The following is a 15,117-nucleotide window of genomic DNA, read 5'->3' on the forward strand; positions in this document are numbered from 1 at the left end:
GGAGTATTTTACTTCAACTATAGCGGAATACTTTATGGGAAGATAGCCATTATTTTATTGAGCGCTTACGATCTACTCACCAGAAGAACTGAATAGCTTCAGCAAAGAAACGCTCGTAGCAGTGATCCTGTCCATGCAGAGCAGCTGAGCCAGCTGAACGCAAACAAGGAGCGTTTGATCGAGCAGATCGCAGACGCCAACAATAAACGCTATGGGCGTTCTTCTGAAAAACTGGATGTCATAGCAGGCCAGTTAGAACTGGAACTCATCTTTAACGAAGCGGAAGCCCTGACAGAAACACTCTATGTCGTTGAGCCGGCTGAAGAGGATGTGATCCAGGTCAGCCGCCGGAAAAGGAAAGGGAAACGTGAGGAAGATTTAAAGGATCTTCCAATTGAAGTGATCCCTCATACTCTTTCGGATGAAAAACTACAGGAACTCTTCGGTCCGGATGGCTGGAAGAGGCTTCCGGATGAAGTTTATAAAAGAGTCCGTGTTCAGCCGGCTGTGTACACAGTCGAAGAGCATCATGTAGCTGTCTATGCCGGCAGGGACAATCAGACGATCGTTAAGGCAGACCGTCCGAGAGATCTGCTGCGGAACAGCATCCTGACTCCTTCTCTGGCGGCAAGTATCATGAATGCCAAGTATGTAAACGGACTTCCTCTGTACCGGATCAGTCAGGAATTCCTGCGGAACGACATCCACATTTCCAAGCAGGTGATGGCGAACTAGATGATCCAGTGTGCGGACCGGTATCTGGGAATCCTTTATGATTATCTCCATAAAGAACTGTACCGTTTCCATGTGCTGCAGGCCGACGAAACTCCGGTTATGGTATCGAAGGATGGGCGCCCCGCAAACAGCAGGAGTTATATGTGGATCTACCGCACTGGGAAGATCTACAAAGATACGCCCATCGTCCTGTATGAATATCAGCGGACCCGAAAAGCAGACCACCCACGAGAATTCCTGAATGGCTTTACAGGTGTAGTTGTCTGTGACGGCTATTCCGCTTACAGGAAGCTGGACCGGGAAAATCCGGATATCACATTTGCCGGGTGCTGGACACATGCAAGGCGCTATTTTTCGGACGCTTTAAAAGCCCTTCCGAAAGCAGCACAAAAAGCTGCGAAAGATACCGTTGCGTATGAAGCTGTGAAGCGGATCGGGGCCATCTATCATCAGGACAATCAGTTGGCTGCCCTGGAACCGGATAACCGAAAGAAACAGCGTCAGATCACCGTCAAACCTCTGGTGGAGGCTTTCTTTGCGTGGGTAAAAGAGATTCCATCTTCCAATCATCTTCCCAAAGGGAAAACACTGGAAGGGATCAACTACTGTATCAATCAGGAAGAGACACTGAAAGTATTCCTGAATGATGGGGAAGTTCCACTTGACAACAACGTAACAGAAGGAGCACTCCGCAGCTTCTGTGTGCACAAACACGCGTGGAAGCTGATCGACAGTATCGATGGTGCGAAAGCCAGCGGGATCATCTACAGTATAACGGAAACAGCGAAAGCCAATAACCTGAATCCGTTCCGCTATCTGGATTATGTCCTGACAGTTGTGAAAGACCATCAGGATGATACGGATTACAGCTTCATTGAGGAACTGCTTCCATGGTCAGACCAGTTGCCGGAGATCTGCCGGAGCAAGTCAAAAACAACCAATCTGTAAGCATGGCCGCCGGAAACGGCGGTCAAAAAATGAGCCAGTACCCATGGTTTACCGTATACGTATATCCGGCTGACATGTGGAGTAATTCCCGTCCAGAACTCCATCAGATCCCGGCCAAAAGCGGCTCGAAGCTCTTCCATTGTAATTTCTGCATCTCCCTGTTTTCCGAAGAGGACGACCTCGTCCCCCTCTGCAGCTTCCGGGCAGTCTGTCAAATCCAGGATGGTATGCTCCAAGCAAATGCTGCTGGCCACCGGAACGCGTTTTCCGCGGAGCAATACAGAACCTCCATTGGCAAAGTTTGGGCTTATCCCATCACTGATGCCTCCTGCCATAACCCCAATATGCTTTGGAACATCCAGCCGGACAGCCTGGTAGCCTGGCCCAAATTTCCCGCCTATGACATCTTTTACCATGAGAAGCCTGCTTTTCCACGCTTTCATGGGGAAAGAGAGCGCCGGATGACCATCTCTTTTCTCCAGCGGGGAATATCCCCAGACAGCACGCCCCGGGCAGATGCCGGAGAGCCTTAGGTTCGGATAGGCGATGCTTCCGGGGGTGTTGGCAAGCTGCATGAAAGGAACAGACAGTCCCAGCTCTTTCAGTACGCGGGTTCCATCCAGAAAACGGCGGTATTGCCAGTCAGCATACTCGTGAGGTTTATCAGGCCAGTCGGCTGCTGCCATATGACTGTAAATTCCCTCAATTTTAATACCTGGCAAGGCTGCCGTCTGCCTCACGAAATCAGGAAATTCTTCTGCATTCACGCCAAGCCTTCCCCGGCCGGTTTCAATTCCAAGGAATACGGGATGCTCTGCCTTAGAGAGACGGGAGATGGCCTGGGCCGCTTTTACTGAGAAGATCGTTGGAATTAAGCTGTAGCGGATATATAAATCCGCCACCTCTTCAACCAGGTTTCCCGCAAAGATAAGGATGGGGGTCTGAATTCCATTCTCCCGCAGCAGAATTGCTTCATCGATATTTCCAACACCAAGATAATCTGCCCCTGCCTGTTCCAGGGCCCGGCAGGATTCTACGATTCCATGTCCGTAAGCATTTGCCTTTACTGCGGGCATGATTTTGATGCCAGGCCCTGCCATGGAACGCAGAGCAGCAAAATTGCTGCGTATTGTGTCCAGATCAATTTCCAGCCAGCAGTCTCGTTTTAAATACTTCCAATTCATCTGCCTCCTCCTTTCGCGCGTCCTTCCATTACCTGTCAGGACTTGAAAATCTGCGGTTTGGGTTTGCAAACCCGAGTTAACATTTTAGTAACATGTTACAAAAATGTTATTATCATTTTACTGCTATTATCCAAAATTTACAAGGCGATATAGTGTCCAAAAAGGGGATTGTATTTGTAAATTAAATATATTATCCTAATAACAGACATGATTATCAATTTACGGCTAAAGGAGATAGAAGATTGGTTCGATCGATAGAGAAAAAGAGAAAAGTTTCCCAGACGGAGATAGCCTATGACCAGATTCAGAACATGATTTTTCATGGGGAAATTTCTTCGGAAGATATCGTAAGCATCGCATCGCTGTCGGAGGCGCTGGGAATCGGGCGCTCCCCTGTGAATGCAGCCTGCCAGCACCTGGAATATGACGGCCTTCTGAGAGTGATACCAAAGCAGGGGATTATGGTTAAAACATTAGGCATCGATGATGCACGGCAGGTATATGAGGCCAGATGCTCCATTGAATGTTTTTTTGCAGGTAAAATTTATTTGAACATGAAAAATGAAGATATAGAATATCTGAGAAGCCTGCTGGAAAAACAGAAAGAGTGCATGCTGAAGCAGGATAATTATGGTTTTACAAGGGAAAATATGGCGTTTCACCAGTATCCTATGACGAAATATGATAATTCGATTATGGAGGAGAATTATAACCGGATTATTAAGCGCATAAATTTAATCAGCATTCAGAACTCATCTCAGAAACACAGGATGGAGGACTCCATCACAGAACATCAGGCTATCATAGAGGGATTTGAAAAAAAAGACTTAAGTAAGATTGTAGAGGCAATCGAGACACATATTATGAATGGATACCTGAATCTGACAAAAATGTATCAGTAACCCTTTCATAAAGACAGATTGGGCAGAAAACCTTTGTCCCCCGTTGAGATAGTGGCTGCAGGCCCGGTGAAGCTGTCTTAAATTTCAAAAGAGGAGACCAGTTCTCCCTTCCCCCGTCACTCCACCGCCCCAAACAGCCATTCATGCTGTCTCATCACCCTCTCCCGTATCTGCCGCACAATCCTTTCGGGGCTTACGACCCGGATCACGGGACCGAAGCTCAGCAGATCAATAATCAGCTCTGTTTCATCCTGAATGTCATAGCAGATCGAGCAGATATAGACGCCCCGTTTCTCGTCATATTCCGTGCGCTTTTCATAGTCTGCGAATTTCAGCATGCACCGTTCTAATGAGTTGCGTCTGCCGTCGATCTCGATAACGGCAGGCTCCTCTGCCTTCCGGACAAAAGGACTCCCGGAACCGGAGGCCGCAGAGAAGGGCAGTGCAGATGCAGCCTGAATGCCGCCTGCAGGAGGAGTTTCTCTGCACAGCTCGCAGGACAGAATTTTGCTCACATTCAGGGTATATCCGAGCCCGGGGCGTCCGCTTCTCCGGCGGATACAGAGAAGGCGGAATTTATCGTCCTTTGCAGAGTACTGGAGGCTTACGGGAAACACCTTCATAGGGTCTAAGAGCTGCCGTTTTCCACTGTAGGAGAGCCGAAGCATCTGCCTGTTCAGTATCCCCTCCAGAATCGTGGCGAAATGGCGCCGGTACATGACGCTTTCATAGTCATCCCCATCCCGGAACTGGTCGTAGTAATAGAACTCCTCCTGCCTGTAGAGCTCCGTCACCTGGCCATCCTCCTCAAGGGCAGCTGAGAGCCTGTCCCGTTCCTCTTCACTGAAAAACAGGAGGAATCTGGGATCGGAGCAGATGGCTTTAAGCCATGCCTTCTGCAGGCGGGAGAGGGGAGGCTTCAGGGAAGCGCTGCCAAGGCTGGAAGAAAAAAGTCCGCCCCTTTTTGCGGACAGGAGGGTGCTCCACGCTCCGTCCGGCCTGGTAAGCTCAGGAACAATGGAGAGGGCGCTCTCATCAAAAGCGCAGGCACGGCAGATCTCCTCCATCCGCCTGCTGTCGACAGGCGACAGGGCTGCCTCCTCCAGAATCCTTCTTACAGCCAGATAATAGCAGCTGTACAGTTTGTCAAACAGAGAAAATGATGTATCACCGCTCATCTGAAACCACCTCTCATTTCTTTTCGCCGGCTGTGAAGCCGCCGCAGCTTCGTTCTCCTGCATACATCCGGTACATACTTTTCCAGTCGGAAATGACCTTGACGGCGGCAGCCTCATTGCCGCACTGGATATCCATGATCCGCCCGGTGAAGGTTTTAACCCAGGACAGCATCTCATTTACGTCAAAAAAAGTTCCGCTGTAGAGATATTCATTTTTGCGGATGCGGAGTACCTCTCCGCCCTTTCCTTCCCGGTAGAGCCGTTCCAGGATATGAGGCTCCGTCTGCTCATCCACATGAAGGCGCAGACAGATCTCCTCCAGACGGACGGCTTTTGACCCAAAGGACACGCCAAAGCAGAAGGGCTTGTTTTTCTCCAGAAGTTCCATAAGCTCCCCGGCGGTCTGCCCCCGGGGCCCGCCCTGGCGGAAGGTCTCCTGTCGGGGAGCCTCCCTGCAGTCATTTACAGCCTCAGGCTCTTCCTGAACCCGGGCAATGCAGTCCAGCCGCAGCGTCATAAATCTCCGCTCTTTTGCAGAATACAGGCAGACATAGCGCCTTCCTGTCCTGGTGCTTGCAAAGATCTGCAGAGGAATTCCCGTTATGCAGCTGACATGGCTGCTGCGCCTGCTGTGGTTTTCAAATTCCAGGGTACTCCCCTTTCGGATTGCCTGAAGGATGGGGTAGAGGATTCCGTCCTCCAGGGTGTGAACCATGAAATGGTGTTTGAACTGGAAACAGGTGTTGGCCCTGTTTTCCCGATCCAGAATCGTATTTCCCACAAATCCAAAGGGCGCCGCCTCTGAAAAGAAAGAGATGGCGGCAATCAGCCGCTCGAAGAGGGGAGTAAACTCCGGCCGGTCCAGAACCGATGCAGGTGCAAGGCGGTAGCAGAGAGACTTCTGCCTTTTTTCAGAGATGAGCAGTCCGAGAAGCTCGTATTCTTTTAATTTGAGCCGCACTGTCTGGGCGTCGAAGGTCAGGCCAAAGTCAGCTGCAATCCGGTCAGCCAGCTCGCTGCAGGATAAGAGAGGAAAATCCGCGTTTTCACCCGTTTCCTGCCCGCCTTCGGGGGCCAGATAATAGAGTATGAAAAAATGGAGCAACAGGTCATTGTCTGTAAAGCTCTTTGCCTTCCAGGCCGCATAGAGAGGATTGGAGGCAATGGATCGGCTGTCTGCGCTGATGGAAATCTGCTTTCCCTTTGCCGTATAGTCAAAAGTCACGTATCCCTTCAGCCAGCTTTCAATTCTGCGCCGCTCATTATCGTAGGTTCGGGCACTTTTTTCTGTATATTCCCCTCTAACCTTAAAGCCGTATACATAAAACTGCCGCATATAGTCGCGGATGCGGTCGAAATTTTTGATTAGCTCCTGAAACTGGGCCATATGCCTTCCTCCCCTCAAGCCGGACGGCCGGTGCGTTTTGTGTCTTACCTGGCTTAATTATATCAAGGTCGCAACTTTTTTTAAATGATAGGACAGGAAAAATTTACTAGAATAGGACATGTAAAGGTCAGACAGAAGAAAAATACAGACCAGAGGGAAAAACGCAGGCCGAAACAGACAGTCGGGCGCAGATAACGTCCCGTGAAAATAATCAGAATCAGACAGAGAGGAAGTGTTCAGAGCGATGTTTACATTATCAGATGAGTCGAGAAAATGGCCGGTCAGAGTCTGGCTTGAGAAAAAAGAAGATATTGAGGAGAGCTGCCTTCTCCAGGCATATCACCTGGCTGAGCTTCCGTTTCTTCATAAATGGGTGTGTCTGATGCCGGATACCCACACAGGAAAGGGGATGCCCATCGGAGGAGTGATAGCGGCGAAAAACGTGCTGATACCCAATGCAGTAGGCGTGGACATCGGCTGCGGAATGGCATGGACGGGGACGAATGTAAAGGCAGAGGAGCTTCGCGGTATATTGACTGGAAACGGGAACCTGCTCCAGGGGATAGTCGGAGATATTCTGAGAAATATCCCGACAGGCTCTGCCCACCACAAGATACAGATGCCCTCTTACACCCTTGACAGGGCCTTTGAGGAGTTTGACAAGTACGAGGAGGACGGGGAGCTTTTAGGCCAGCTGGACGCGGGATATTTCCAGATAGGAACTCTGGGAGGCGGAAATCATTTCATTGAGCTTCAGGAGGATGAGGAGGGGTATCTAAGCGTCATGATTCACTCCGGAAGCCGCCATTTCGGAAAGGCCGTCTGCGACTATTTTCACCAGAAGGCCAGGGAGCTGAATGCCAGATGGTACAGCCAGGTTCCCGATGAATACCGGCTTGCCTTCCTGCCTCTGGACAGCAGGGAGGGAAGGCAGTATCTGAACTGGATGCAGCTTTCCATGGATTTTGCCATGGAGAACCGGGCGAAGATGATGCTTGCCGTCAAGGCTATTCTGGAAAAGTGGATCGGAAAGTATACGGATCTCCATTTGGCCTTTACAGAGGAGATCAACTGCCATCACAATTATGCGGCTCTTGAGAACCACTATGGAGAGAATGTCTGGGTACACAGAAAAGGCGCAACAAGGGCCAGGGAGGGAGAGCTTGCGGTGATTCCCGGAGCCATGGGCTCCTGCAGCTACATTGTGCGCGGCAAAGGAAACCCGGAATCCTTCTGCTCCTCCTCCCACGGAGCCGGGCGCAGATATTCCAGAAAAGGAGCTATGAGCGCCTTTTCCTGCGAGGAGGTTATAAAGGACCTGAGAGAAAAGCAGGTCATTCTCGGCAAGCGCAATAAATCCGATGTGGCGGAGGAGAGCCGCTTTGCCTACAAAGACATTGACGAGGTAATGAAAAACCAGAGTGATCTGGTGGAGCCGGTGAAAAAACTTCACACCGTTGGTGTGGTCAAGGGTTGATTCCCCCGGGCCTTCCGGCAGGAAAGCCCTTTCAGGCAGCAGGTTTGGGATGGATTTTATGCCTCCCGCCTGGGCGGTGCAGGAAAATAGAAAGCCTGCATTCCGGGGAACAGAAACCTTCATATATATCGATTTTTCGCGGGTTCGAATCCCGCCGGATACCGAGAGGATCTGTAGCTAAGTGGTATAGCAGTCGACCGATTTTCTGCTGTCAGGCAGAGCTCTGTGTTTGCGGGAGAGGATGCCGCCCTAAAGGGTATCTGAAGGAAAGCGGGTCTGTCCTCTGACCGGCGGGGAAGAGAACGGAACTTGAAGCTTTCCCGTCTCACTGCAGCCTGCGCCTTCCGGGATACCGGAGAGGGAGGGCAGAAAAGGAGACCGGAAAACGGGGAACCGGAAAAAATCCGATTTCTTCCGGATTCCAGGGCCCGGTTCTGCCGGAAGGCTTCTGAACGGAAGGCCCCTGCAGGGAGATGGAAAAGAAGCAGAAAAAGACAGGAGGGCAAAACATGAAAACAGTTATCGCAGATCAGTCCTGTGGATTTTTAATAGATAATGGGAGATTCGTCAGATTTCTGTCTCCCGGTACCTACCGTTTCCCATTCTGGAAGACGTATGCGGTGAAAAAGGCAGCCATGAAAGGCAGGTTTGCCGATCAGGGGATTCCCATGGAGATTCTTTTAAAGGATAAGGAATTTGCAGAGCGTATTCTCTACGTTCAAATTCCGGACGGGAGCATAGGCTTTCACAGCGTAAACGGAAATTTCTCCCAGGTGCTCCCGGCGGGAGAGTACTATTTCTGGAATGTCTATGAGAAGAACGAGGTCCGCATTGTGGATGTGACTAAGCCGGAGATAGAGGGGGAGCTTCCGGTCTACCTGATTGAACAGGTTCCGGCGGCCATGTACAGAAAAATTACCGTCGGAGAGGGGGAGGCAGGGCTTCTCTACTTTGACGGAAAGTATGAGAGAACGCTTCCCTGCGGCATCTGGTACTATTGGAATTACGGCATAAAGGTCTCCTGTGTCCTGGTGGACCTGAAAATGCAGCGCCTGGAAATTTCCGGGCAGGAGATTCTGACAGCGGACAAGGTGGGAGTAAGGCTCAATATTCTCTGCCAGTACCGTGTCTCTGACCCGGCAGAGCTGGTGAAAAAGACGAAAAATATCGCGGAGCAGATATACAGCGCAGGGCAGCTGGCTGCACGGGAGTATGTGGGAAAGCTAACCCTCGATGAACTCCTGAATCAGAAGGAGGAGATTGGCAGAAAGCTGGAAGAGAAGATGAAGGAGATCCAGTCACAGTATCCGGTGGAAATCGGGGCAGTGGGAATCAAGGACATCATCCTGCCGGGAGAGATCCGCGCCATCATGAATACCGTTCTGGTGGCAGAGAAGCAGGCCCAGGCCAATGTGATTACCCGCCGCGAGGAGGTGGCTTCTACCAGAAGCCTTCTGAACACGGCAAGGCTCATGGAGGAAAACCAGATTCTCTATCGCCTCAAGGAGATGGAATACCTGGAGCGAATCTGCGAGAAGGTGGGAAGCATTTCCCTGTCAGGCACAGCCGGAATACTGGAGCAGCTGGCTGCTCTGACAGAGGGGCGAAAGACTTGAAAAGTTCATTTCTGCACTTGACAAACAGGAGAGCAGTGCTTAGAATATAAACCAGTATATAAAAAGGCAGTGAAGGTGCAAGTAGACCCTTATTTTCCGTCCAGAGAGAGGAGGCCGCCGGCTGAGAGCCTCTTCGGTTCAGATAGGGTGTCGAAATTCCCACCGGAGCCGCGCGGCTGAACGAGAGCTGTTCTTTTGCAGCATCCATTAGGCGGCGACGTCCCGTACACGTTACGTATAAGATAAGAGCCTGGGCTGTGAAAAGCCGGAGGCCGGCAGAAACCGGCGCCGTTTTCACGGATGCAGGAATCAGGGTGGTACCGCGGTCTGAACCGTCCCTTCGTGTCTGAAGGGGCGGTTTTTTTGTTTTATTTTTAAGAAATCCCGGGAATTTCAGGTAAAACAAAACTTTTCTGTCGCTCATCAATCAGCCACGGTTAAAAGCAAAATTTAAGTCTATTTCAGAAGGAGAAATTATGAGAGAACAGTTAGAGAAGATCAAAGCAGAAGCCCTTGCGAAGATCGAAGCTTCCGACGCGCTGGAAAAGTTAAATGACATCCGCGTTGCATACCTCGGAAAAAAGGGCGAACTGACAAGCGTGTTAAAAAGCATGAAGGATGTAGCTCCGGAAGAGCGCCCGAAGGTTGGACAGATGGTAAATGACGCCAGGGCTTTAATTGAGGAGAAGTTAGAGGAGACAAAGAAAAAGCTGGCCCGCATTGCCCGCGAGGAGCAGATGAAGAAGGAAGTTATCGATGTAACCCTTCCGGCGAAGAAAAATAATGTAGGACACAGCCATCCCAACACCATTGCCCTTGAAGAAGTGGAGCGCATTTTCATCGGCATGGGCTATGAGGTTGTGGAAGGTCCGGAGGTGGAGTACGACAAGTACAACTTTGAGAAGTTAAACATCCCCAAGGGGCATCCGGCAAGGGATGAGCAGGATACCTTCTATATCAATGACTCTGTGGTGCTGAGGAGCCAGACCTCCCCGGTTCAGGTGCGCGTTATGGAAACGAAGAAGCCCCCTATCCGCATCATCGCTCCGGGACGTGTGTTCCGCTCCGACGAGGTGGATGCAACCCACTCCCCGTCCTTCCACCAGATCGAGGGACTTGTCATTGACAAGAACATTACATTTGCAGACCTTAAGGGAACCCTGGCCGAGTTCGCCAGAGAGCTGTTCGGGGAAGAGACAAAGGTAAAATTCCGCCCCCACCACTTCCCGTTCACAGAGCCCAGCGCTGAGGTGGATGTAAGCTGCTTCAAGTGCGGCGGAAAGGGCTGCCGTTTCTGCAAGGGATCCGGCTGGATTGAGATTCTGGGATGCGGCATGGTGCACCCCCATGTACTTGAGATGTGCGGCATTGATCCGGAGGAGTATTCCGGCTTCGCCTTCGGCGTGGGCCTTGAGAGAATTGCCCTGTTAAAATATGAGATCGACGATATGCGTCTCCTGTACGAGAATGACGTGCGTTTCTTAAAGCAGTTTTAGGAAACCCGGGAACAGAGACAGGATACGAAGTTCTGAATCAAGCACTGACGAAAATCATGGATTAGATTGCAAGGAGAATCAAAATGAACACAGCATTATCATGGATAAAAGCATATGTTCCGGATCTCGATGTCACAGCGCAGGAATACACAGACGCCATGACACTGACAGGAACGAAGGTAGAGGGATATGAGTGCCTGGATAAAAACCTGGACAAGATTGTTGTAGGCCAGATCACAGAGATTGAGCGCCATCCGGACGCTGACAAGCTGGTTGTATGTCAGGTGGATCTGGGCGGGACTTCCACCCAGATCGTGACGGGCGCTCCGAATGTAAAGGTGGGCCAGAAGGTTCCGGTTGTTCTCGACGGCGGAAGGGTGGCCGGCGATCACGATGGAGGCCGTCCGGAAGGCGGAATCAGGATCAAAAAGGGCAAGCTGCGTGGAGTGGAATCAAACGGAATGATGTGCTCCATCGAAGAGCTTGGCTCCAGCCGTGAGATGTACCCGGAAGCTCCTGAACAGGGAATCTATATTTTCCCGGAGGACACAGAGGTGGGAAGCGACGCCATCGAGGCCCTGGGCCTTCGCGACGTGGTATTCGAGTATGAGATCACATCAAACCGCGTGGACTGCTACAGCGTCATCGGTATTGCCAGAGAGGCAGCGGCTACCTTCGGAAAGACCTTCTGCGAGCCGGAGATCAGAAAGACAGGAAACGGCGAAGACATTCACGACTTCCTGAAGGTGAGCGTGGAGAACACAGAGCTCTGCCCCCGCTACTGTGCCAGAATGGTGAAAAACATTAAGCTGGGGCCGTCCCCTGACTGGATGCGCCGCCGCCTGGCAGCCAGCGGCATCCGCCCCATCAACAATATCGTAGACATTACCAACTATGTGATGGAAGAGTACGGACAGCCGATGCACGCTTACGACTACGATCAGATCGCCGGTCAGCAGATCGTTGTAAAGTGTGCGCAGGACGGGGAAGTATTTGAGACCCTGGACGGCCAGGAGAGAAAGCTGGACAGCCAGATTCTCATGATCAACGACGGAGAGAAGGCTGTCGGAATTGCCGGAATCATGGGAGGAGAAAATTCCAAGATTACAGATAACGTGAAGACCATGGTATTCGAGGCCGCATGCTTTGACGGAACGAATATCCGCCTTTCCGCCAAGAGAGTGGGCTTAAGGACAGATGCTTCCGGAAAATTCGAGAAGGGCCTTGATCCGAACACGGCAGAGCTGGCCATCAACCGCGCCTGCCAGTTAATTGAGGAGCTGGGAGCCGGAGAGGTAGTCGGCGGCATGATCGACGTTTATCCGGTAAAGAGAGAGGGAAACCGCGTTCCTTTCGAGCCGGAGAAGATTAACCGCCTTCTGGGAACAAATATCGACAGGGCGGATATGATTTCCTACTTAAAGAGCGTGGAGCTGGAGTACGATGCAGCCACAGAGGAGATTGTAGTTCCAAGCTGGCGCCAGGATGTCCACAGGATGGCAGATGTGGCCGAGGAGGTGGCCCGCTTCTATGGCTACGACGTGATTCCGACAGCCCTTCCCACCGGCGAGGCCACAGCAGGAAAGCTGTCCTTCAAGCTGAGAGTGGAGGAGGTTGCCAGAAGGATTGCCGAGTTCTGCGGCTTCTCCCAGAGCATGACCTACTCCTTTGAGAGCCCGAAGGTATTTGACAGGCTTCTGATTCCGGAGGACAGCACGCTCCGCAGGGTTGTCACCATCTCGAATCCTCTGGGCGAGGACTTCAGCATCATGAGAACCACTCCGTTAAATGGTATGCTGACCTCCCTGTCCACCAACTACAACCGCCGGAATAAGGATGTAAAGCTCTATGAGCTTGCCACCATCTACCTGCCGGCAGAGGACAGCGTAAGCAAAGAGTACCTTGAGCAGACAGGGCTTCCCATGCTTCCGGACGAGCGCCAGCAGTTTACTCTGGGCATGTACGGGGAGGGAGACTTTTTCACCATGAAGGGTGTTGTGGAAGAATTCCTGGAAAAGATCGGTTTAAATAAGAAGCCCCGCTACAACCCTGAGGCAGGAAAGAGCTTCCTCCATCCGGGACGTCAGGCGGAGATCTCCTACGGTGACACGGTAATCGGCTACATGGGAGAGATTCATCCGGATGTGGCAGACAATTATAAGATCGGCGAGAGGGCCTATGTGGCAGTCCTGGATATGCCGAATCTGATTCCTCTTGCAACCTTTGACCACAAGTACGAGGGAATCGCCAAGTATCCGTCTGTTACAAGAGACATCAGCATGGTAATGAAAAAAGAGGTGCTGGCAGGACAGATCGAGGAGATCATCGAGCAGAGAGGCGGAAAGATCCTGGAAAGCTACAAGCTCTTCGACGTTTACGAGGGCAGCCAGATCACGGCAGGCTACAAGTCTGTGGCCTACTCCATCACCTTCCGCTCCAAGGATCACACATTGGAGGAGAAGGAAGTGGCTTCTGCCATGCAGAAAATTTTAAACGGACTTCAGGGGCTGGGAATTGAGCTGAGAAGCTGATAGAACGAAAAAGAAGGATTCCGCAGAGGGAGAAAACTCTGCAGGATCCTTCTTTTTTCTGCCATTCAGCTGCGGCAGGCGCGGTCTCCTTCAGGAAAATATTTCAGAATATGTTAAGAAAAAAGAAAACAATACAGAAAATATCCGTGATACAATACATCTATATGCGGAGGGAGGAACAGGATATGAAATATGAGATTCACGGAGAGACGCTGCCGGCAGTAGTATGCGAGCTGGAAAAAGGCGAAGCTATGATCACAGAGAAGGGGGCGATGGCCTGGATGAGCCCCAACATGCAGATGGAGACGAACGCCGGCGGAATCGGGAAGGCCTTCGGGCGGCTGTTTTCGGGGGAGTCCATGTTCCGGAATACCTATACGGCCAAGGGCGGTCCGGGGATGATCGCGTTTGCATCCAGCTTTCCGGGTTCTATCAGAGCCTTCGAAGTCGGGCCCGGGCAGGAGTATATTTTTCAGAAAAGCGCGTTTCTGGCTTCTGAGGCAGGGGTGGATCTGTCTGTCTACTTTCACAAGAAGCTGGGGTCAGGTCTGTTCGGCGGTGAAGGCTTTATTATGCAGAAACTCTCGGGAAGAGGCATCGTGTTCGCTGAATTCGACGGCCACATTATGGAGTATGATCTGGAAGCCGGCCAGCAGATGGTGATAGACACAGGATACCTGGCGGCTATGACGGCAGGATGTCAGATGGAAATTCAGTCAGTGCCGGGAGTGAAAAACATGCTGTTTGGCGGCGAGGGACTGTTTAATACCATCGTCACAGGACCTGGTCATATCTGGCTTCAGACCATGCCGATTTCCAGTGTGGCAGGCGCGCTCCTCCCCTATTTTCCAAGCAGCGGGAAATAGCAAAAGCAGGGAAGATGGCAGAAATTAGTGAAAAACAGCTTGTTTTTCCATGTAAAGTGTGATACTATACTCTTGTTTGACTATAGGAGGTGCAAAAGATGTTACGAGGGATTCTTACCTTTGTATTTGTTGCTATATGTGTATTTTTGACAATTGTAGTATTACTTCAGGAGGGAAAGTCAGCGGGCCTGTCCGGCACCATTAACGGTATGGCTGACAGCTACTGGGGGAGAAACAAGAGCCGTTCCATGGAGGGTAAGCTCGAGAAGCTCACAAAGTATGGTGCGATTCTCTGGCTGATTCTGGCGCTTGTGCTGAACCTTAAGATACTTTAATTAAGATACTCTAATTGATTCAGAAAGACACTCTTGGCAGCAGGGGTGTCTTTTTTATATAACAGGAAACTTTGTTCCCTGTTATATAAAAACGCTCCGCGGGGATCGCACTGCGGCAGAGAGGAATACGGCTGCTTTGCAGCCCCGCCGCAGGCGGAGAATCCTGCGAGGCAGGATTCTTTGTTATCTTTGCGGAAATTTCTGCAGGCTTTCCGCGAAGACGTGAGAGGATTCACATGCACACGGGGCGGCGCGTCTTATTTCAGGAAAAGTGGGAATAATAAGCGTGTCCTCCGGCGGACCAATTAAGAGGCGGTTTCGCCGGTGAAAAAATCAAAAAAGAGTAAAATTTGAAAAAGCTGACTGGAGAACAGGCGTGAAAAAAGAGAATAAAAAACATAAAAAATCAAAGCGCAGCTTTCAATCAGAAAAGCTGCAAAAGAACAGGGGCAGGAGCAGAGC

Annotated in this window: 11 protein-coding genes, 1 pseudogene and 1 other annotated feature; of the genes and pseudogenes, 9 read left to right on the forward strand and 3 right to left on the reverse strand. The window is 51.0% G+C overall.

Annotation, left to right across the window (positions count from 1 at the left end):
- Nucleotides 1–174: 174 nt before the first annotated feature.
- Together tnpC and LK436_RS18365 are read left to right on the forward strand one after the other, a co-directional pair.
- A pseudogene (gene tnpC / locus LK436_RS09450) lies at nucleotides 175–1,509 on the forward strand (IS66 family transposase); the annotation flags it as partial.
- Entirely contained in the window at nucleotides 1,507–1,683 is a 177-nt protein-coding gene (locus LK436_RS18365; RefSeq protein WP_242648912.1) for a transposase domain-containing protein, read from the forward strand. The pseudogene tnpC and the gene LK436_RS18365, both read left to right, overlap by 3 nt.
- Here the strand turns inward: LK436_RS18365 and alr are convergent.
- Nucleotides 1,599–2,867 carry an alanine racemase gene (alr, locus tag LK436_RS09455; RefSeq protein WP_008397864.1) on the reverse strand — a complete coding sequence of 423 codons (1,269 nt, stop codon included), beginning with the start codon at nucleotides 2,865–2,867 and terminating at the stop codon, nucleotides 1,599–1,601. The genes LK436_RS18365 and alr overlap by 85 nt on opposite strands.
- A gap of 242 nt (nucleotides 2,868–3,109) precedes the next feature.
- Between alr and LK436_RS09460 the strand changes: the two genes are divergently transcribed.
- Nucleotides 3,110–3,769, forward strand: a complete 660-nt coding sequence (locus LK436_RS09460) for a GntR family transcriptional regulator (RefSeq protein ID WP_008397865.1) — start codon at nucleotides 3,110–3,112, stop codon at nucleotides 3,767–3,769.
- A 116-nt stretch (nucleotides 3,770–3,885) separates the two neighbouring features.
- Here LK436_RS09460 and LK436_RS09465 read toward each other — a convergent pair whose 3' ends face one another.
- A complete protein-coding gene (locus LK436_RS09465; RefSeq protein WP_044931410.1) occupies nucleotides 3,886–4,947 on the reverse strand; it encodes a WYL domain-containing protein in 1,062 nt (353 codons plus the stop codon).
- A gap of 13 nt (nucleotides 4,948–4,960) precedes the next feature.
- Nucleotides 4,961–6,334, reverse strand: a complete 1,374-nt coding sequence (locus LK436_RS09470; protein WP_008397868.1) for a WYL domain-containing protein — start codon at nucleotides 6,332–6,334, stop codon at nucleotides 4,961–4,963.
- Nucleotides 6,335–6,578: 244 nt separating this feature from the next.
- On the opposite strand from LK436_RS09470, the gene LK436_RS09475 reads away from it, so the two are divergent.
- The 6 genes from LK436_RS09475 to secG all read left to right on the forward strand — a co-directional run bounded on the left by LK436_RS09475 (nucleotide 6,579) and on the right by secG (nucleotide 14,655).
- On the forward strand, nucleotides 6,579–7,811 hold the full coding sequence (locus LK436_RS09475) for an RtcB family protein (protein WP_008397870.1): 1,233 nt from the start codon (nucleotides 6,579–6,581) through the stop codon (nucleotides 7,809–7,811).
- A gap of 509 nt (nucleotides 7,812–8,320) precedes the next feature.
- On the forward strand, nucleotides 8,321–9,427 hold the full coding sequence (locus LK436_RS09480; protein WP_347476064.1) for a slipin family protein: 1,107 nt from the start codon (nucleotides 8,321–8,323) through the stop codon (nucleotides 9,425–9,427).
- A 60-nt stretch (nucleotides 9,428–9,487) separates the two neighbouring features.
- Nucleotides 9,488–9,770, forward strand: a binding site (T-box leader).
- Nucleotides 9,771–9,903: 133 nt separating this feature from the next.
- Nucleotides 9,904–10,923, forward strand: coding sequence for a phenylalanine--tRNA ligase subunit alpha (gene pheS / locus LK436_RS09485; RefSeq protein WP_008397872.1), 1,020 nt, complete (start codon nucleotides 9,904–9,906; stop codon nucleotides 10,921–10,923).
- An 83-nt stretch (nucleotides 10,924–11,006) separates the two neighbouring features.
- Complete coding sequence (pheT, locus tag LK436_RS09490; RefSeq protein WP_008397874.1) at nucleotides 11,007–13,454, forward strand: phenylalanine--tRNA ligase subunit beta; 2,448 nt, start codon at nucleotides 11,007–11,009, stop codon at nucleotides 13,452–13,454.
- Nucleotides 13,455–13,639: 185 nt separating this feature from the next.
- Nucleotides 13,640–14,320 (forward strand): TIGR00266 family protein, encoded by a 681-nt coding sequence (locus LK436_RS09495; RefSeq protein WP_021966076.1) that lies wholly within the window; start codon nucleotides 13,640–13,642, stop codon nucleotides 14,318–14,320.
- A 98-nt stretch (nucleotides 14,321–14,418) separates the two neighbouring features.
- Nucleotides 14,419–14,655 carry a preprotein translocase subunit SecG gene (gene secG / locus LK436_RS09500; protein ID WP_008397878.1) on the forward strand — a complete coding sequence of 79 codons (237 nt, stop codon included), beginning with the start codon at nucleotides 14,419–14,421 and terminating at the stop codon, nucleotides 14,653–14,655.
- Nucleotides 14,656–15,117: the final 462 nt, after the last annotated feature.

Source organism: Clostridium sp. M62/1 (assembly GCF_020736365.1).
Classification (GTDB): domain Bacteria; phylum Bacillota; class Clostridia; order Lachnospirales; family Lachnospiraceae; genus Otoolea; species Otoolea saccharolyticum_A.